We start from the raw sequence: 20,251 nt of genomic DNA on the forward strand, positions 1-20,251 counted from the left end.
TCCTTCATATTCCTGCAAAAATATTGCAATATATCTTGTCGATCCAAATTTTCATATCTAATCGATATGATATGAGCCCCCTCTTCCGACCCTTGTCCGCCACGGACGACCCTGCGCGCGATCTTCTCCGGCGGCTCGACATCGAGCCGCGCGAAGCGCCCGCTGTGCTCTGGCGCGTCGTTCGCCTCGCGTTTCGCTATCGTCGGCGCTTCGCGATCGCCGCCATCACCAGCCTTGGCGCCGCCTTCTTTAACCTGCTGACGCCGGGACTGCTCGGGCGGGCGGTCGATCAGACACATCATCTGCTTGTAAGTCCCGACGCGGGCGGCGGCGCCCTCGGCGCGCTTGGCTGGACCGGCGCGCTGGTATTGGGCGCGTCGGTGCTTCGCGGAGCGCTTCAGATGGCTTCAGGCTATGCCAGCGAACATCTCGGCCAAAGCGTCGGGCGCGATTTGCGCGTCGGCTTCTTCGAGAAGCTGCAACGCCTCGGCTTCGACTATCATGACCGCGTGCATTCAGGCGACCTGATCACGCGCGGCATGCTGGATCTAGAAGGTGTGCGCGGCTTCATCGAAAACGGGCTGCAGCGCCTTATCAGCCTGGTCCTGCTCTTGTCGGTGGGATCGGCGATCCTGTTCGCCGAGGACCCGCTAATGGCTGCGCTGACGCTCAGCTTCGTGCCGTTCGTCGCCTGGCGGGCCGCCAATATGGGCTTGCGGCTCCGCGTGGCATGGACCCGTTTGCAGGAGCGGCTGGCGGTCCTGACGCGCGTGATGGAGGAAAATCTCCAGGCCGCCCGGCTGGTCCGCGCCTTCGCGTCCGCGCAGTTCGAGATGGCGAAGTTCGATGTGACGGGACGCGAGGCATTGGCCCTCGCGAACCAGCGGATCGTCACCCGGTCGCGGTCGATGGCGACGATCCATTCGAGCTATTATCTCGCGATGGCGTTGCTGCTCTGGGTCGGCGGGCAGCGCGTGCAGGCAGGCGTCATCAGCATCGGCCAGCTCACCCAGTTCCTTGCCTTCATGACCATTCTCCAACTCCCGGTCCGCCAGATCGGAATGATCGTCAATTCGTCGGCCCGGGCCATCTCCTCAGGCAAGCGGGTGTTCGAGATACTCGACCTTGAACCGGCGATTCGCGATGCGCCGGACGCGCAGCCGCTGGTCAAGGGCCCGGGCATACTCCGCTTCGATAATGTCTGCTTCTCCTATGCGGGGGGCGACGGGGCCCCGCCGGCGCTCCATGACATCAGCTTCACCGTCGGCCCCGGACAGACGCTCGGCATCGTCGGTCCGTCGGGATCGGGCAAGTCGACGATCGCGCAGTTGATCCCGCGTTTCTATGACGTAACCGGCGGGCGTATCACGCTCGACGGGCAGGATGTGCGCAGCCTGCAACTCGCATCGCTGCGCAAAGCCGTCGGACTGGTTCAGCAGGACATATTCCTCTTCGACGACAGCCTCGCCCGCAATATCGCCTATGCTGCCCCGGAAACCGAAGAGAGCGACCTGCTCGACGCCGCGGCCGCCGCGCAGATACATGATTTCATCACGGCGCTCCCCGGCGGCTACGCCAGTCCCGCCGGCGAACGCGGATCAAGCCTGTCGGGCGGTCAGCGGCAGCGGATCGCGATCGCGCGCGGTCTGGTTCCGCAGCCCGCCGTTCTGATATTCGACGATGTAACCTCCGCCATCGACGCCGGGACCGTGCAGCAGCTCCGCGCCGCGCTGCAGACGGTGACGGACGACCGCGCGACAATCATCATCGCGCATCATCTGGGATCGGTCATCCATGCCGATGAGATCATCGTTCTGGAAAAAGGCTATATCGCCGAGCGCGGCACCCACGCGGCATTGCTCGCGGCGCGTGGCTATTATGCGAGGCTGTTTGCGTTGCAGAAGAGCGGTGCCGTCGATGCGCGTGAGGATGTCGCCGACCGCCGGCAGGAGGTCGCGTGATGGCAAGCATGCCCGCACCGCGGCGCCCCGGCCTCGTCGAAGATCGGGGAGACGATGCTTTTACCTCGACCGGCGAACCCGGCCTTAAGCGGTTAGGCGCTTTCATCCGCCCCTATCGCTGGCAGCTTGCCGGCGCGATTCTCGCCATGCTGGCGTTCGTCGCCACGCAGGTCTCCTTCCCGTTCTTCATTCGCAAAGCGGTGGACAGCGTCGCCGGGCGCCACGACAGCCTCACCCTCGACCAGATACTGATCGGATTTCTCGCGCTGATCGGGATCAATGCGGTCACCAGCTACCTCAATGAAGTCACCGCCGCGCGCCTTGCCCAGCGGGTCATCTTCGACATGCGCCGCGCGATGTTCGAGCATCTGCAGCGGCTGCCGCTGGCTTTCCTAGACCGCACCCATGTCGGGCGCATCATGTCGCGCCTGCAAGGCGATGTGAACGCGCTCCAGGACTTCTTCGAAACCTCGATCACCGCGGTCGGTGATATGGCTCTGCTTTGCGGCATCGTCGTCGTGTTGTTCGCGATGGAGTGGCGGCTGGCGCTGTTGACGCTGGCCGTCATACCCGCCCTGGCCTTTGTCCGGGCCCGGTGGGTGCCCGGAGCGCGCGCGACATTTGCCCGCGCCCGCGACGCCTCCTCGATCGTCAACGGCGCGCTGGCGGAGAATATCGCCGGCGTTCGTGTCGTCCAGGGCGCAAGGCGGGAGGCGATCAACCTCCAGGACTATAAGGCCAAGGTGGACGCCAATTTCGAGGCGCAGATCGCGTCGTCCTGGTCCGCCCAGACGATGGTGCCCATTGTCGATATCCTCACCGGCCTTGCGATGCTGGTGATCGTTCTGGGCGGCGGCGCACTGGCGCTCGATCGCCGTATCGACGTCGGCGTAATGGTCGCCTTCATCTTCTATGTACAACGCTTCTTCGACCCGATCAGGACATTGTCGCAACAATATACGATGCTCCAGCGGGCCACTGCCGCGGGGCGGCGGATCTTCGAAGTGCTCGACGTGCCGGTGACGTTGCAGGACCGGGCGCAGGCGATCGATCTGGGGCGCGCGGACCCGGTGATCGAATTCCGGCGGGTCACCTTCGGCTATCGGCCTGGCCTGCCCGTCATCCGCGCTCTCGATCTGCGGATCGAGGCCAAGGAAGTGGTCGCGCTGGTCGGCCCGACCGGGTCGGGCAAGACGAGCATCGCGGCACTGGCGCATCGCTTCTACGATGTGTGGGAGGGAGAGGTGCGCATCGGCGGTCACGACGTGTGCGACGTGACACTGGAATCGCTCGGCCGCAACATCGCGATCGTCCTGCAGGAGCCATTCCTTTTCACAGGGTCTGTGCTCGACAACATCCGCTACGCCAGCGAGCAAGCCAGCCGCGAGGATGTGATTGCCGCGGCCCGGGCGGTCCGCGCGCATGATTTCATCGTCGCGCTTCCCCAGGGCTATGACACGCCGCTCGACCAGCGCGGGCAAAATCTGTCGCTCGGCCAGCGTCAGCTCCTGAGTTTCGCGCGGGCGCTGGTCGCCGATCCGCAAATCCTGATCCTCGACGAGGCGACCGCCAGCATCGACAGCTTTGTCGAAGCCGACATCCAGGAGGCGCTGCGCGTTCTTCAGCGCGGCCGCACCAGCCTTATCATCGCACACCGGCTCGCGACCGTCCGCGACGCCGACCGCGTCATCGTCCTCGATCGCGGCACTATCGTCGAACAGGGCAGCCCGGCGGCGCTGCTGGCGAAAGACGGCATCTTCGCCGACCTTTATCGCCGCAGTTTCAGCTGAGCCAAAGCAAGACGGGCGCCGGGATGCCCCGGCGCCCGTTCATGAAAACGCGAGCGCCGACAGGGATCAGAAGCTGACCCGGAGCGTGCCGCCGACGGTGCGCGGCGTCCCCAGCTGGCCCGCATAGGCGAAGGCCGTCGCGCCGACAATCTGGGTGGTCGAGAGGTTCTGGTAATAACGCTTATCGAACAGATTGTTCACCCATGCCGAAAGATCATATTTGCCATCGTCGAACTTGATGCCGGCGCGCAGGTTGGCAAGCGCATATCCAGCAATGCGCGTGTAGGGGCCGCCATCGGCCGTGCCGAAGACCTTTGAGCGATAGCTGAGCTGGCCGACAGCATAGCCGGTTACATGCACCGACAGCGGCCTTTCATAGTCGATGATCGCATTTCCGATCCACTTCGGTGCCTGCCATAACGGACGGCCGGTCAGGTCGCAAACGCCGGTTACGCCAACCGGGCACGGCGCATTCCGATAGCTGGTGTAGATCGCTTCATTATAGGATCCGTTCGCGGTCAGCGTCAGTTCGGGCGTGACGCGCCAGCTCGCATCGGCCTCGATGCCGCGCGAACGCACGTCGCCGACATTGGCGAGGTAGGAGCGGTTGCCGTTGGTCGGCACGATATTCGCCTGCAGCCCCGAAAGCTCGGTCCAGAAGGCGCTGAGATTGAGGGTCAGGCGGCGATCGAACAGCTCCGACTTGATACCCGCCTCCCAGTTGCGAACCTTTTCCGGATCGAGCACCAGCGGCGTCCCCGGCGAAACAGCCGAGTTGAGGTTCAGGCCCGATCCTTTGTAGCCGGTCGAGTAGGAACCATACAGCAGGACATCGGGGGTAATCCTGTACGATGCGCTCAGCAGATAGGACACATTGCTGTCCTTCACCGTCACATCATAGTTGAACGGGATCGAGGTCGCCGGATTCGGCGTCCCGCGCGTGGAGGTAACCGACGTGCCATCGCGCTTGTCGCGCGTGTAGCGTATCCCGCCGGTCAGGGTGAGTTGGTCGGTCACCTCGAAATTGGCCTGGCCAAAGGCCGCGATGCTGGTCACCGATGTGTCGACATCGTCCAGATATTGCGATCCCGGCGCAATCACGATCGCCGCCGCGTTCGGGTTCGCCAGCCGCGCATAGGTAGTGTAGAAATTGCTGGCGTCGAAGCCGAACTGGTTGAGGATGAAATGGTCGCGTAGCCGGTTGTGGAAAAAGAAGCCGCCGACCTGCCAGTTGAGCCGGCCCGGCGCCGAGGCAAGGCGGAGTTCCTGCGAATATTGGTTGGTCTTGGTCTGCGCGACATTGACCTGGATGACGTCGAGCGGGGTACCGTCGCTGTCCTGAAGCGGGCTGAAATGCCAGTAGCGCCACGCCGAGATCGAGGTGAGATTCAGACCGCCGCCAATATCCCAGTCGACCTGAAGCGAAGCCCCTTTCTGATCGGTGATCATGTTCTGGATCGAGTTGTTCGAGCTATCGCTGCGATTGCCCGTCGGCACATAGCCGAGCGCAGCGAGCGCCTGCAGCGTCCGTCGCGTCGTCGCGCTCACCGTTTCAGGCAGGACGAGCTTCGTCGCGCTGACGCAGCAGGTGTCGTCTTCCTGGCTATAGTCGGCGATCAGGCGGATAGTCAGATTATCGGTGGGGGTCGCCAGCAACTGCGCGCGCACGCCGGACCGGCCGACGCTGTTGCCGGCAACGCCCGTCTTGGTGTTCGGCAGCACGCCGTTGCGATGCGTGTTGAAACCCGTCAGACGGAATGCCAGCTTGTCGGCGACGATCGGCCCGGTGATGCTCACCCGTTCCTGATTATAACCATAATTGCCCAGCGACAGTTCGGCGGTCCCGCTGAATTCGAACTCCGGTTTACGTGTCGTGATGTTGAGCACCCCCGCCGAATTGTTGCGGCCGAACAACGTACCCTGCGGGCCGCGCAGAACTTCGACCCGCTCGACGTCGATCAAGTCGGCGAGCGCCATGCCCGGGCGGCCAAGATAAACATTGTCGATATAGACGCCGACCGACGTGTCGAGGCCGTCCGAGGCCGACGAGACGCCGATCCCGCGGATACCCACCGACGAGTTGCGCGGATTCGAATTATAGGCGGTCAGACTTGGCGTCCGCGCCTGGATGTCGGGCAATGTGTAGCCGCCCGTCCGTTCGAGCGACGATCCCGACACGACCGAGAAGGTCACGGGAACATCCTGGGCATTTTCTTCCTGCCGCCGCGCGGTGACCGTGATTTCGGCACCATAGCTGGCGCCGGTGTCGTCCACGGCGGCTTCGGCTGACGTCTCCGCCGCAAAGGCTGGCGCCGCTGGCCATGCGGCAGAAGACAGCAACAAAATGGCGCAACCAAGCTTTCTCATCAATTCGCCCCGATCTTCTTTTTGAAGGGAAAGCGCGCAGGCCATCCTGGCGCCTGCGACACGACTCAAGCTTCATTCCTACTAAGTCAATATGAATTAAGCCGGCGCTTCGGTCGCGCCGGGCTTTTAGCTCCAGATCATGCTGAAACTGGCCAACCCAGCGATGGCGTATGACGCCCCACCATACACATAAATTGCTGAAAATGCGTAGAAGTCCAACGGAACACCCTTGACCGCGCAGCAATTTCCTACTTAAACGATAGAAATTATAGAAGAGGTCGAAGCTTTTCTACGTTTACCCGTCGCGCGCAGCCGACCAGCCTTAGGGGCATCGGGGCGCTCGCCCCCCCCCTTTTCGACGAAGCGTCATTCAAGGAGAGAGACATGCCGCAGCTGGGAAAACTGACCGTCAGCCGCCAGGGCTTCGGATCAATGGGCCTGTCCCACAACTATGGCCGCGCCGACGATGCGAACTCGCTGAAGACGCTGCATCGTGCCCTCGACCTTGGCATCACCTTCTTCGATACCGCCACAGGCTATGGCAAGGGCCACAATGAGAGTCTTCTGGGCAAGGCCTTTGCCGACAGGCGCGACGCGGTGACGATCGCGAGCAAATTCATCCATCGCGCCGATGGCGCTGTCGTCACACCGCGTGAGGCGGTCGAAGCCAGCCTCGCTCGCCTGGGGGTCGATCATATCGATCTTTATTACCTTCACCGTGTCGATGCCGACATCCCGATCGAGGAATCGATCGGTGGCCTTGGCGAACTGGTGAAGGAAGGCAAGATCGGCGCCGTAGGCGTATCCGAAGCGAGCGCCGAGCAGGTCCGCCGCGGCCACGCAGCCTTTCCGCTGACCGCGCTGCAGAGCGAATATTCGCTGTGGACACGCGATGTCGAGGTCGAAATCCTGCCGACGGTTCGCGAACTTGGCATCGGCTTTGTTGCCTATAGCCCGCTTGGCCGCGGCTTCCTCGCTGGCGCCGAGGTCGTCGAGGCCGACGACGTTCGCAATCAGCATCCGCGCTTCCAGGCCGATGCCATCGCCGCCAACACTAAGCGCCGCGAGGCGATCGAGCGGATTGCCGCGCGCCTCGGCGTCAGCAAGGCGCAGGTCGCGCTCGCCTGGGTATTGTCGAAAGACGTCGTGCCCATTCCGGGCACGCGCCATATCGAACATCTCGAGGCGAACTGGGCGGCGAACGACCTGCTGCTCGACCAAGCGACAATCGCAGAGCTTGAGACCGCCTATACCCGCGGCTCGACCTTCGGCACCCGCTATCCCGCCAACCGCCTCTCCCAGGTGCCGCCCGAGCCCGCCGCCGAAGCCGCGCTCGCCTGACCCCGCAGCCTGGAGCCTCCATTATGAACGCACCCCTGGCCTTGCCCATCGACCGCCTCCGCGATCGCTTTGCCTATGATTATATCCATGTGACGCCGGTGACGCCGACGATCGGCGCCGAGATCAGCGGCATCGACCTTCGCTCTCCTGTAAGCCCGGAGGCCGCAGCCGATATCCGAAAGGCCCTGCACGACTGGCGCGTCATCTTCTTTCGCGACCAGCAGATCGACAATGACCAGCTGAAGGCGTTCGGCCGCGCTTTCGGTCCGCTGACCCCGGCGCATCCAATCGCCGAGGGGCTGGAGGATCATCCCGAGATATGGGAGCGATCGGTCGAGGAATATCGCGCCCGCCGCCAGCGCACCGATACGCTGCCGCCAAGCCGCGAGCCGCCGCCCGACTATAAGGGCTGGCACATCGACATCACGTTCGTTGCCAACCCCAACCGCTATTCCTTCCTGCATGGGGTCGAGATCCCGCCCTATGGCGGCGACACGCTGTTCACCAATCTGATCGAAGCATATCGCGGGCTGTCCCCAGCGATCCAGCAACTCATCGACGGCTTGCAGGCGGTGCATCGCACCAGCGCCTATGACAGTGGCGGCGAGCGCAAGCCGCGCCGCGACGGGCGCGCGACCGGGCCTTTTGTGTCGCTGCATCCGCTGGTGCGTATCCATCCGGAAACCGGCGAGAAGCTGATCTTCCTCAATCCCGGCACCACCAGCCATATCGTCGGACTGAAGGAACGCGAAAGCCAGGCGCTGCTTGATCTCCTTTTCTATGAGATCACCCGCCCCGAATATCAGGTCCGCTTCCATTGGCAGCCGAAGTCGCTGGTCGTGTGGGACAATCAGGCCGTCGCCCACGCAGGGCCGATCGATTATGCGCAGTTCGACCTGCCGCGCGCCGTCCGCCGGATAACCGTCGCCGGCGAACTGCCGCAGGGTCCCGATGGCTTTCGCAGCCGCGCGCTCGAGGGCGATCTTTTCAACGTGCTAGGCTGACATGCCCCAGCCGCGCCGCAAACCCTCTATCGCCTATGTCGTACTGGCCGCCGTCGTGGCGGCCAGTATCGCGGCGCTGTTCGCCTCCGCACCGCAAAAACGGACAGAGAGACAGGTCGCCGCCAGCGGCGGTTTGAACCTCACCGACCCGCTACCGGCCAAGGTCGGCAAGGACACCATCCTCACCGTCGGCGATCCGGTGACGCAATGGATATTCGAGCATGAGGGCTGGAACAAGCAATTGCCCTTCACGATCCGCTGGGCGCAGATCACCGGCGGCCCCGACGTCACCGAAGCTTTTCATGCAAAGGCGCTCGACGTCGGCGTCGGCGCCAATATCCCCCCCATCCACGCGACCTGGGTTGGTCTGCCGGTCCGCATCATCGCCGTCCGCCAGCGCCGCGACCCATTGCAGCATCCCTCCTTCGTCTGGGGCATCGCGCCGGGAGCCGGCATCGACGCGCTGCGCGATCTCAAGGGCAAGCGGATCGCGTTCAGCCCCAGCCAGGTCCAAAGCCAGGTCGTCGCTGAGACGCTGAGGGCAATCGGGCTCACCGCCAAGGATGTGACGCTGGTCGAACTGCCGTCGTCGATCGGCGGCGATGTCTATACCAGCGCCCTCGGCAGCAACGCCGTCGATGCGGCACCGATCGGCGGCGGCATCGTTGCCGAGCGATATTTGCGCAAGTTCGGCGCCGATGGCGGCAAGGTCCTGCAGCACCCGCCGTTCCGCGACGACCTCACGATCAACTACGTCCCCGTCAGCACGCTCGAAAATCCCGGCAAGGCCGCCGCACTCGCCATCTACGTCCGCTATTGGGTGAAGGCGCAGCAGTGGCAGCAGGACAATCGCGCCGAACTCGCCCGCGGCTATTATGTCAAGCATCAGGGTCTGCCCCCCGCCGATGCCGAAATCATCATCAAGGCGGCAGGCGATATCGAACTGCCCGCAAACTGGGACGACGCCCACCGCTACCAGCAGGCGGCGATCGACCTGATGGCCGCCGAGACCGGCCGTCCGCGCTTCGATGCGACAACCCTTTTCGACCCTCGCTTCGAATCCCTCGCCACCGCCCGGCCCTAATCCGGCGAACAGGAGCTGTCCCACGTGAATGCTCAAATTCTTGCCAAACATCCCGGCCTGCACGAGCCGGTCACACGGCCTTTCCTGATGGTGACCGAAGAGCCGCAGGTCGAATCACCCGCCCGCCCCGTCGCCAGGACGCGCGTCCGGCTCAGCCTCGCAAAGCCAGCCCGCTGGGGGTGGACCCTGGGGCCGTTGCTGCTGCTCCTCTACTGGTCGGTGCTCTCCTACACCGGCTTTCTCGCCGAGCGGACACTCCCCCCACCCTGGGTCGCGGTCCACACCGCGATCGACCTCATCCAGACCGGCCGCCTCCAGGAAAACCTCGCCATCTCCTTCTGGCGCGCGGCGCAGGGCCTGACGCTCGGGACGCTCGTAGGCGTATCGCTTGCATTGCTCTCAGGCCTAAGCCTGCTGGGGGGCTATGTGATCGACGGACTCGTACAGTTGAAGCGCGGCGTGCCCGTGCTGGCGCTCATCCCGTTCATGGTGCTGTGGTTTGGGATTGGCGAGGGGATGAAGGTCGGGGTCATCGCGTTCAGCGTCTTCGTCCCCATCTATATCCATACGCATAATGCGCTCCGTGCGATCGACCTCAAGCAGGTCGAACTGGCCGAGACCCTCGATCTCAACCGCTTCGAATTTATCCGTCACGTCGTCCTGCCCGGTGCTTTGCCCGGCCTGCTGCTCGGCCTTCGCTTTGGGGTGACTGCATCGTGGCTGGCGCTCGTCGTGGTCGAACAGCTCAACGCCACCAGCGGTATCGGCTATATGGTGACGCTCGCGCGCAACTATGCCCAGGCCGATGTCATGCTGGTCGGGCTCGTCGTCTATGCGATCCTCGGTCTTGGTTCCGACGCCCTCGTCCGCCTCGTCCAGGCGCGCGCGATCCGCTGGCGCAAGACGCTGGCCAGTTGACGCCCTCGACGAACCCCTCCCTTTCCTCCTTTCACGGGTGCGACATGTCCGAATTTCTTTGGTATATTCCCAATCAGATCAGCGAGGGCCATCGCGGCGACGCCGCCGATCCCGAGCATAACAGCCTCGACACGCTGACCTCGCACGCGCTGGCGCTGGAGCAGCATGGCTGGAGCGGCGCGCTGATCGGCAGCGGCTGGGGGCGTCCCGACACCTTCACGCTCGCGGCGGCGCTGAGCGCGCGCACCACCCGCTTTGAACCCCTGATCGCGATCCGGCCCGGCTATTGGCGCCCGGCGAACTTTGCATCCGCGGCGGCGACACTCGACCAGCTGAGCGGCGGGCGGGTACGGATCAACATCGTCTCGGGCCAGGACAATCTCGCCGCTTATGGCGACAGCGAGGGCGACCAGGCGCATCGCTATGCGCGCACCAAGGAGTTCATGCACCTCGTCCGCCGGCTGTGGACCGAGGAGGATGTGACCTATGCGGGCGAGCATTTCCAGGTCGCGGGCTCGACCGCCGTCCCGCGCATCACGCCGCATGGCGCCAGACTCCATCCCAAACTCTATTTCGGCGGGGCCTCCGAGGCCGCAGAGCGCGTCTCGGCGACCGAAGCCGACGTTCAGCTCTTCTGGGGCGAGCCGCTCGCGGAAATCGCCGAGCGGATCGATCGTCTGAAAACGCTGGGCCGCGCACTCGACCGCGACCTGGCGCCTCTCGAGTTCGGGTTACGCATCACGACCTTCATTCGCGACACGCGCGAACAGGCCTGGGCCGAAGCCGAGGCGAAGGTCGAGGCGATGGCGAACCGCAAGGGGGGCGAGCCCGATCAGCACCGCCGGAAGATCGCGGTCGGCCAGCAGCGGCTGCTCGACCTCCATAGCCGCGGCGAAGTGCTCGACGACAATCTCTATACCACACCCGGCAAGTTCGGCGGCGGCGGGGCGGGGACGACATGGCTCGTCGGAACCGCCGAGGACGTCGCGAGCGCGCTGCGCAAATATGAGGCGCTCGGCATCACCTACTTCATCCTGTCGGACACTCCGTATCTCCCCGAGATCAAGCGGCAGGGTGAACAGCTGCTGCCACTGTTGCGCGAACCCGGGACCGCTGCCGCGCCCCCTATCCATTCCCGGCCTCTCGAAACCGGCCTCGTCTGACCCCTCCTGTCCCCGAAAGGCACATCATGGCCACTCTTGCCGCCGCAAACGACCCTGCCGAACAAAATGATCGCGCTCGTACCCGTCTCCATGAACGCTACCGCGAAGCGATCGATACGCCGCTTTCCTGGAACGACACGCTCGACACCATCCTGTCGCACCGGTCGGTTCGCGCCTATCTGCCCGATGCCGTCCCCGAGGGTACGATCGAGTTACTCGTGGCAGCCGCGCAGTCGGCGGCGACTTCGTCGAACCTGCAGCCCTGGAGCGTGCTCGCGGTCGAGGATGCCGAACGCAAGCGGCGCCTCGCCGTACTGGCGGGCAATCAGAAGCATGTTGTCGATGCGCCGCTGTTCCTGCTCTGGCTCGTCGATCTGAACCGGCCGCGTGACGTGGCAAAAACCGGCGGCAGCGAAGGAACGGCGCTCGACTATCTGGAAAGCTTTCTCCTCGGCGCCGTGGATACCTCGCTCGCCGCGCAAAGCGCCGTGCTGGCGCTGGAATCGCTCGGTCTCGGCTCGGTCTATATCGGCGGCATCCGCAATCGCCCGGCCGAGGTAGCGGCGGAGCTCGGCCTGCCGCCGGGGGTCTTCGCGCTGTTCGGGCTGGTCGTCGGCTATCCCGATCCCGCCGCGCCCGCATCGGTCAAGCCACGGCTCGCGCAGAAAGCGGTGCTGTTTCGCGAACAATATGATGCATCAGGCCGCCAGGCTCCGCTCGGCCACTACAATGCCCGACTACGCACCTTTCAACAGGAACAGGGCTTGCCCGAGCAGGATTGGACGACCATCGTCGCCAACCGGCTGAAAGGTCCCGAGATCCTGCACGGTCGCGACCGGTTGCGCGAAATCCTGAACGGGCTCGGCTTCGCACTCAAATAGGCTTAACCGCAAAGTTGCCGTTCTTCGGGCTTTCAAAAGGTTCAAATGGCGACTTCCAACGAGTTATAACATCGGTGTCCCCGCGAAGCGGGAACCCAGGACTAGGCCAGCCGACGATCGCTCTGGGTCCCCGCTTTCGCGGGGATGACAAAAATGGGACTGGCCGCTCACCACCCCAATTCTGATATTCGAACCGCGAGCGCTCGATCTGGGAGATATCTGCCAAGACGATTTTCGTCATGCTTTATGCGGGAGCGATCGAGGGCGCTGATGCGCCCTTCACGCATATCCTGAAGCCCGCGGGCAATCACGGCGACGAGAGCCTGCCCATTGTCGAGTGGATCATCCGCAGCAACGGGCAGCCGTGCTGCTGGGACATTGTGCGCGGCGCGTCGTCAGCGCGCTTCCAGACCTTCAACTGCCGGCGCTCTTTGCCGAGCGCGGTGAACCCATGCTGCGGCGGATCGAGGCGATCGTCGAGGAGCGAGCCCAGCCCTTCGTCTAGCTCGCCGGATCATGCTCGCAAGGGCGGGTCCCGGCGGTCAGGCGGGACTGGCCACGTCGGGAAGACTGGTGACGCTGTCCGCCATCGCGCGCGAACGAACGTGGAGTTTCGGTATAGGCCGCGAAGCGCTTCTTATCCAACTTGATGGGAACGCCATTCTTGCGCGCGATAGTGCGTCCCGCGGCCTGCGTTATGCGATTGACCGCATTCTGATTGAACACGGGGATCCCATGTGCACACAGGTTGCGAACTGTCACGGCCCCGACCACGGCGCGCTTTCCGCCCTTGAAATGCGGACCAGTCGCAGCCGTCCGTCTTCACCAGCTTGTGTGCTCGTGCCTGCGCCGGCGCATCTATCCGTCCAAACGCATCGAAAAGCTCCTATCATGAAACCAGCTCCAAACCGCCTCAGCGAGTTGCCTTGCCGCTGGCACCTGCCATCCTCGTCATGCTCGACGGCAATCGCCGCTCGGCGCCAAGGCGATCTTCCAGAAAGGCGAAGATGTCGGCAAACTCCTGTACCTCCAGGTCGCGCGCCGAACCGATGCCATGGCCGCCTTCGCTTTCGGCGCGAATAAGGATCAGACGTTTGTTCCCGAAGATGGATTGCGCACGCGCAGCGAATTTGGCGCTCATCCACGGCGCGACGCGGCGGTCGTTAAGGCCGATGGTGAGCAAGGTGTCAGGCAGGTCGTTGGCGGTCAGTAGGCCCAGATAGGCGTCCTGGGCAGCAAGGGCCTTCCAGCCACTCTCAGTTCGCGGATCGCCCATCTCGATGAAGTTGTTCGCCCCGTTTTCCGCCACTTCGATGCGCGTGGCGTTCAAAATGGCAACTCGCGACACGAGCGCCGCGAACAGATCTGGGCGTTTTTCCGCTGCCATCGGCACCAGTAGCCCGCCGGCACTGGTGCCCGTGATCGCAAGCTTGCGAGGCGCCGTCAGCCCCAGGCCAACCGCCTTTTCACCGCAGGCGATCAAGTCGGCGTGCGCATTCGCCTTGTTCTGGAGCCGCCCCCCATCGTGCCATTCCCGGCCGCGTTCGCCGCCGCCGCGCGTCCCGCAATAAATCATGTTGTGTCCGCGCGCGCTCCAGGCGAGGGCGAACGGATCGTAATACGGCCGCGTGGTGGATGCGCCGTAGCTGCCATAGGCTTCGATCAGCGTTGGCTGCGGTCCGATCGTCCCGGCCTGACCGATGATTACCATGGGAACCATAGTGCCGTCCGCGCTCCGGGCCAATTCCTGCCGAACGCTGAGCTTGGCGGCCTCGGACCAGGTCGCGCTGTCGACGTCCGCCGGCGATAGCTTGCCCGCCCGGGCGACGAAGCCGCGCGAGGCGGTGGTCCAGCCCGTGAGCATGAATGTCGCCGCGGAACCATCCGCGGTCGCGGCCAGACCGCGGATCGCCGCTTCGAACGGGAGACGAATCTCGCTTGCCCTCCCCTTGGCGTCGGAAAGCCAGAAGAGGTGGGAGGCGCCGTCACGCTGGCCCAGCACGTAAAGCCCGTCGCGCGTCGCAGCGAGCGCGGACAGCACATAGCCGTCCGGCATCGGAATGACCTGCTGCGGGCCGCCGCTCCCGGGAATCCGGACGAGCTGACCATTGGACACCTCACGCCGCGTGATCAGATAGAGGCTGTCCTCGCGCGTCGCGAAATCGACGACGCGGTCGGTGGAGGGCGCGACCTCGCGCCACGCCGGCTTGCCCGCCACCAGGTCGCCGCGGCGCGCCAGAAACACGGCGGGATCGATAACATTGTCCGCCAGGCCGATGATCCAGTCGCTGAGGCCCGTCGCCCTGATCAGCGGGAATGCGCTGGGCGAGAATGCCGGGCCGCCGGCGATGCCAGGCCCCAGGATCGGCTTGAACGCGCCCCCGGGCGTGCCGACGACCGCCACCATGTCCGTCATGGGATCGTCCCCGGCCGCCTTGGGCGGGATGCGCGTGAAGGTGACGACCTCGTCAGTCAGCCACTGGACGGTGAACTCGCCCCAGACCGGCCTCAGTCGGCCGAGCGTCTCGCGACCCGTATCGCTCTCGACAAAGCGGATTGCGCCGACTTCTCCGCCGCCGAACGACACATGTACGGCGACCGTCCTGCCGTCCGGTGATACATTGTAGTTGTTGATCGCCGCAGGACCTGCCGAGGTACCGCTTTCGCTTGCGGGGTCGTAGAGAATCCGCGTGCCTGTCTTGTCGCGCACCATGAGCTTGGGCACACGGTCCTTCGTATCGAGCTGTTGCCAAAAGGTGCGATCGCCGGCGAGGCGAAGCGCCGACATCTGCGTGCCGGCGCGTGACGCGGCGTCGATCAGATCGACGAGGACGGCGCGCTGCGGCAGATTGGAAAGCCGCTCCACGGTCATGTTCGATTGCGCGTGGACATAGCGTGCCAACTCATCCTTCCGCTTGGGATCCTCCATCCAGCGATAAGGATCCTCGATCGTTCGGTCATGACGCGTTTCCGTGAATGGCACTTTCGGCGCTTCGACCGAAGCCTTGGGCACCTCCTGAGCGATCGCCGCGCAGGCGGTGATCAAAGCGGCGGTAGAAACCAAAACTCGCATCATGGGACTCCCTTGTCCATTCGGCTGCGCAATTCTCCGGCGCAGGCATCACGCCGATCATGGCGCTGCGGCCAGCAGGCAGCTGGCCTCTACTGCCGGCGAGTGCCTGAAGCGAATCGCGGCCGTACGAGGACGAGCCGCGATTCTGTCGGGCCTCAGCCGTTGCGAAAAGTGTAGCTATATCCGTTGATTGCCGGGACCCCGCCGAGATGGACGTAAAGCACCTTAGAGCCCTTGGGGAAATATCCCTTGCGAACCAAATCGATCATTCCCTGCATCGATTTGCCCTCGTACACTGGGTCGGTAATCATCCCTTCCAGCCGGGCGGACAGCCGGATCGCCTCCAGCGTTTCCTGCGATGGCACCCCGTAGGCCGGATAAGCATAGTCCTCTTCGATGATCACATCCGCGTCGACGATCTCGCCGCCGCTGATCAGGGCCGATGTGTTCCTGGCGATCTCGAACACTTGCGCGCGCGTTTGGGCCGGGGTGAATGACGCGTCGATGCCGATCACGCTGCGCTGACGCCCCTGGAGCGCGAAGCCGGCGATCATACCGGCGTGGGTCGATCCGGTCACGGTGCAGACGACGACATAGTCGAACGAATAGCCCAGTTCAGCTTCCTGCTCGCGAACCTCTTCGGCGAACCGCGCAAAGCCGAGCCCGCCATATTTGTGGACCGAGGCCCCGGCCGGAATGGCGTAAGGGACGCCGCCCGCAGCCTTCACATCTTCCAGTGCCTTGAGCCAGCTGTCGCGAATGCCGATGTCGAAACCCTCGTCGACAAGGCTGATGTCTGCGCCCATGATCCGTGACATCAGGATGTTGCCGACCCGGTCATAGACTGCGTCCTCGTGCGGCACCCAGCTTTCCTGGATGAGATGGCACTTCATGCCGATCTTGGCCGCGACCGCGGCGACGAGGCGGGTGTGATTCGACTGCACCCCGCCGATCGTCACCAGCGTATCCGCCCCGGATGCGATGGCGTCAGGCACGATGTACTCCAGCTTGCGCAGCTTGTTGCCGCCCAGCGCCAGGCCGGAATTGCAGTCCTCGCGCTTGGCATAGAGCTCAACGTCACCCCCCAGATGGTCTGTGAGGCGGGACAGTTTCTCAATCGGGGTCGGTCCGAAGGTCAGGGGGTAACGCTCGAAATTCGACAGCATAGGCTTGTGCTCCAGGAGGTGGTTCGTTCGCCTGCTTGTAGCCGAAACGATATGCAGTGTCCTTCCGTTCTTTGGCTTATTTCTGACCCATTAATTCTGTATTTAGATAAATATAAACCACTTTGCATCAAATATTTACATATAATGGAATATTCATTCATTCGTAATTCCATGCGCGGACGCCGATCTTTCCCGCTTCGGCGGCGTTGCGCGCAATCTCGCAACTCGAGAAGGCTGGCGCTTCGCGCGAGCAGCCGAGCGATGGAAAGCTTCTTTGAAAGATAGTTCACCGATGAGCGTTGAATTCAAACGAATGTGATGCTTTCTTGACCATCGACCGATCAAGCAGAGGCTAACATCACATGGACTTGAAACAAACCGCCAAGGAGCTTTCGCTCACCTCATCCGAGCTCAAGCTGCTGCGAAAGTTGCAAGCCGACGGCCGCATCTCCAATGCCGACCTCGCGCGTGAAGCCAATATGAGTCCGGCAACCTGCTTCCGGCGGACGCAGCGATTGTTCGAAGACGGGTTCATCAAATCGGTGCGTGCCGAGATCGATCCGGAAAAGGTCGGCCGGGGTTCACTGATCTTCGTCGGCGTGGTGCTCGATCGTTCGACGCCCGAATCCTTCGAGGCTTTCGAAGTCGCGGTGCGGAAAATCCCGTTGATCCTCGATTGTCACCTCGTCGCGGGCGACTTCGACTATTTCCTCAAAATCCGCGTCGACAACATGCCCGAATTCAACAAGCTTCACGCCAACAAGCTGATCGCCCTGCCGGCGGTGCGGCAGACGCGCACCTTCTTCGTCATGAAAGAGGTTATCGACAACGCCCCGCTTTCGATTTGAGCAGCCGGCGCCTGTTTCGGACGCTCCCCCGGCCTGGATTCGCGCCGGAGAACGTTTGGACGATTATTCCAAAATCTAGATATTAATTGCATTTTTTAATCACATTTTTCTATTCTATGTGTAATTTCACTCATAACTTAGATAAGTTAGGAAGGACATTTCATCGGTGCTTCGGTATTTCAAGAAGGCATAAAGGTTAATCCAAGCCTGCAAATACCGGGGAGTATAAAATGCGACAGCTCACTCGATCTTTTCGAATTATGGCCATTACTTCGGTCGCTTCCATAGCGCTCGTAAGTCCAGCCATTGCGCAAGAGACCAACATTACCCAAGATGCTCCCGCAACCTCCGAAGTTTCGAACGAGATCATTGTCACTGCGACTCGGCGCGAACAAAGCGTTCTTGATGTTCCCATCAGCATTGCAGTCGTAACGGCCGACGAGATCAGCAAGCGCGGCATGGTCAGCGCCGAAGATTATTTGCGCGGCATTCCTGGCGTGAACCAGACCAGCGACCCGGTCGGCTCGTCGATCATCATCCGGGGCCTCGAAACGTCACCGTCATTTCAGAACTTCTCGTCGGGCACCACGGTTGCAACCTATTTCGGTGAGACCCCCATCACCAATTCGGGCGGATTGGCGGCGAACACCAATGTCGACATCAAGCTGGTCGATATTGAGCGGATCGAGGTGCTGCGCGGTCCGCAAGGCACGTCGTTCGGGGACTCGTCCTTGGGCGGCGCCGTGCGTGTCATCCCCGCACGGCCGAAGACTGACAAAGTCGAAGGACATGTGGGCGCCGGCTATTCCCACACCGGCGGCTATGGCGGCGACAACTATATGCTGCAGGGCACCGTCAACGTGCCTGTGATTGCAGACGTGCTGGCGATCCGTGCGACGGGCTACCGGTTCTCCGACAGCGGCTATTATCGCGATAACGCGAACGTCGATCCGACGCTGCAGCAGGCCGCTGTCTTTTATGGTGCCGAGCCCTATGCCAATGCCTATTCGAACATCGGCAGCTCCAAATTCACCGGCGCGCGCATCTCGGCATTGGTCCAGCCGACGGAGAATCTGACGCTCCAGCTCTCGTACCTATCGCAGAAGACCGAACTGAACGGCAACGCGCTGGCCAATAGCGGAACCTATGATCAGGCGCTGTTCGACGTCGCGCCCCAGCATGTCATCCGCGGCCAGAAGAGCGGCGCGTCCGACATGGACATCGACCTGTTCAATGCCACCCTCGAGTATGACCTTGATTGGGGCAGCCTGCTGGCGACCTATTCGCACATCGACAGTTCGGCATTGAATTCCAGTTCGTACAGCCAGTCGAACCCGATCTGGCCTTTTTCCTACATCCAGGATGGCAAGCACAAGGAAGACACCGGCGAAATCCGGTTCGTGTCCGACCTCTCGGGTCGCTTCAACTTCCTGGTCGGCGCCTTCGTGCAGAAGCTGACGGATGACGCAATCTTCAATTATCGCTGGTTGGGGACCGATGTTGCGAACGCCGTGACCCCTCCCGGGCCGAACGACTTTCTCGACAATCGCTCGCTGAAGCAAAAGTCGGCCTATGGCGAAGCCTCCTACGAAATCATTGATGGACTGACCGCGACTGGCGGTATCCGATACTATGAGTATGAACGCACGGTCGCTACGCAGACCAGCGGAGCATTCTTCGGTGACAGCAACGAGGTAATCGCGTCCAAGTCCAGTGGGACCACGTTCCGCGGCAATCTCAGCTACAAGCTGAACCCGACGGCCATGGTCTATGCCACCTTCTCGCAGGGATTCCGCCTGGGCAAACCGCAGCCAGGGCTTCCCGCCGGCGTGTGCGATCTCAACAATGACGGTATTGTCGACGGTTCGAGCGTGACGCTTGCTTCGACCAAGCTCACCCGGTCGGACGAGACCAACAATTACGAGATCGGCAGCAAGTTCGGGCTATTCCAGAATCGGCTGACCGGCTCCGTCGCGGCCTTCCTGATGGACTGGGACGGCGTGCCGTTCCGCACCTCTGCGCCGCAGGCCCCGACCGGATGCGGGCTCACCTACAACGCCAATGCCGGCTCCGCGCGCACCAAGGGCGTCGAGTTGCAGGCAAGCTTGGCGGTGACCGACTCGCTGCGGGCGGATTTTGGCGGCTCGTACATCGACGCGAAACTAACCGAAGATGCGCCAGAACTCGGCGCCTTCAGCGGTGATCGGCTGCCGGGGTCGCCGAAATTCAATGCCAATCTGTCGCTACAATATGACTTCGACGCTGCCGGGCATCCGACCTTCATTCGCGTGGATTCGATCTATGTCGGCGAATTCTACGGTGACATCTACCAGTCGCCGGCGACAAAGGCCGGCGACTATGTGAAGATCGATCTGACCAGCCGGATCAAATTCGGTCAGCTCGGCGTGGATTTGTATGTTCAGAATCTCACCAATGAAGATGTCTACACCTTCCGCGGGACATCCGACACAGGCCGCGATTTCTTCGGCTATCGGATGCGCCCACGTACGATCGGCGCGCGCATCAACTATAGCTTCTGATCAATGACGCGGGCGGTTCCGCTCTCGATCGGCGAGACCACGCGGGACGTCGCGGCCGGTTTGCGCCACATCAAAGCGTTCATCATGTGTTGCGCCATCGCATGCTCGGCCCTTG

At 62.8% G+C, this 20,251-nt stretch carries 14 protein-coding genes; 11 read left to right on the forward strand and 3 right to left on the reverse strand.

Annotated features, from left to right (window positions below; genetic code table 11):
• Positions 1–71: 71 nt before the first annotated feature.
• Both FHR22_RS10140 and FHR22_RS10145 read left to right on the forward strand, forming a co-directional pair.
• Positions 72–1,961 (forward strand): ABC transporter ATP-binding protein, encoded by a 1,890-nt coding sequence (locus tag FHR22_RS10140; protein ID WP_166941716.1) that lies wholly within the window; start codon positions 72–74, stop codon positions 1,959–1,961.
• Positions 1,961–3,751, forward strand: coding sequence for an ABC transporter ATP-binding protein (locus tag FHR22_RS10145; RefSeq protein ID WP_166941718.1), 1,791 nt, complete (start codon positions 1,961–1,963; stop codon positions 3,749–3,751). Before FHR22_RS10140 ends, FHR22_RS10145 begins: the two co-directional genes overlap by 1 nt.
• Before the next feature lie 66 nt (positions 3,752–3,817).
• Here FHR22_RS10145 and FHR22_RS10150 read toward each other — a convergent pair whose 3' ends face one another.
• On the reverse strand, positions 3,818–6,025 hold the full coding sequence (locus FHR22_RS10150; RefSeq protein WP_166941720.1) for a TonB-dependent receptor domain-containing protein: 2,208 nt from the start codon (positions 6,023–6,025) through the stop codon (positions 3,818–3,820).
• Positions 6,026–6,502: 477 nt separating this feature from the next.
• Between FHR22_RS10150 and FHR22_RS10155 the strand changes: the two genes are divergently transcribed.
• The 7 genes from FHR22_RS10155 to FHR22_RS10185 all read left to right on the forward strand — a co-directional run bounded on the left by FHR22_RS10155 (position 6,503) and on the right by FHR22_RS10185 (position 13,014).
• On the forward strand, positions 6,503–7,459 hold the full coding sequence (locus FHR22_RS10155) for an aldo/keto reductase (protein ID WP_166941722.1): 957 nt from the start codon (positions 6,503–6,505) through the stop codon (positions 7,457–7,459).
• 23 nt (positions 7,460–7,482) lie between these two features.
• On the forward strand, positions 7,483–8,463 hold the full coding sequence (locus FHR22_RS10160) for a TauD/TfdA dioxygenase family protein (RefSeq protein ID WP_166941724.1): 981 nt from the start codon (positions 7,483–7,485) through the stop codon (positions 8,461–8,463).
• A gap of 1 nt (position 8,464) precedes the next feature.
• On the forward strand, positions 8,465–9,547 hold the full coding sequence (locus FHR22_RS10165) for an ABC transporter substrate-binding protein (RefSeq protein WP_166941726.1): 1,083 nt from the start codon (positions 8,465–8,467) through the stop codon (positions 9,545–9,547).
• A gap of 24 nt (positions 9,548–9,571) precedes the next feature.
• The gene (locus FHR22_RS10170) at positions 9,572–10,465 is read left to right on the forward strand and encodes an ABC transporter permease (protein ID WP_341786597.1); all 894 of its coding nucleotides are present in this window, start codon (positions 9,572–9,574) and stop codon (positions 10,463–10,465) included.
• 44 nt (positions 10,466–10,509) lie between these two features.
• Positions 10,510–11,628, forward strand: coding sequence for an LLM class flavin-dependent oxidoreductase (locus FHR22_RS10175; RefSeq protein WP_166941728.1), 1,119 nt, complete (start codon positions 10,510–10,512; stop codon positions 11,626–11,628).
• 26 nt (positions 11,629–11,654) lie between these two features.
• Positions 11,655–12,509: an NADPH-dependent oxidoreductase gene (locus tag FHR22_RS10180; RefSeq protein ID WP_166941730.1), complete on the forward strand. Its 855-nt coding sequence runs from the start codon at positions 11,655–11,657 to the stop codon at positions 12,507–12,509.
• Between the two features lie 364 nt (positions 12,510–12,873).
• A complete protein-coding gene (locus FHR22_RS10185; protein WP_166941732.1) occupies positions 12,874–13,014 on the forward strand; it encodes a hypothetical protein in 141 nt (46 codons plus the stop codon).
• 408 nt (positions 13,015–13,422) lie between these two features.
• Here FHR22_RS10185 and FHR22_RS10190 read toward each other — a convergent pair whose 3' ends face one another.
• Together FHR22_RS10190 and FHR22_RS10195 are read right to left on the reverse strand one after the other, a co-directional pair.
• Positions 13,423–15,582: a prolyl oligopeptidase family serine peptidase gene (locus FHR22_RS10190; RefSeq protein WP_208417605.1), complete on the reverse strand. Its 2,160-nt coding sequence runs from the start codon at positions 15,580–15,582 to the stop codon at positions 13,423–13,425.
• 155 nt (positions 15,583–15,737) lie between these two features.
• On the reverse strand, positions 15,738–16,748 hold the full coding sequence (locus tag FHR22_RS10195) for a 1-aminocyclopropane-1-carboxylate deaminase (RefSeq protein ID WP_166941736.1): 1,011 nt from the start codon (positions 16,746–16,748) through the stop codon (positions 15,738–15,740).
• A 362-nt stretch (positions 16,749–17,110) separates the two neighbouring features.
• On the opposite strand from FHR22_RS10195, the gene FHR22_RS10200 reads away from it, so the two are divergent.
• Positions 17,111–17,596: an Lrp/AsnC family transcriptional regulator gene (locus tag FHR22_RS10200; protein ID WP_166941738.1), complete on the forward strand. Its 486-nt coding sequence runs from the start codon at positions 17,111–17,113 to the stop codon at positions 17,594–17,596.
• Positions 17,597–17,826: 230 nt separating this feature from the next.
• Positions 17,827–20,136, forward strand: coding sequence for a TonB-dependent receptor (locus tag FHR22_RS10205; protein ID WP_166941740.1), 2,310 nt, complete (start codon positions 17,827–17,829; stop codon positions 20,134–20,136).
• Positions 20,137–20,251: the final 115 nt, after the last annotated feature.

Source organism: Sphingopyxis panaciterrae, assembly GCF_011762125.1.
Lineage (GTDB): Bacteria > Pseudomonadota > Alphaproteobacteria > Sphingomonadales > Sphingomonadaceae > Sphingopyxis > Sphingopyxis panaciterrae.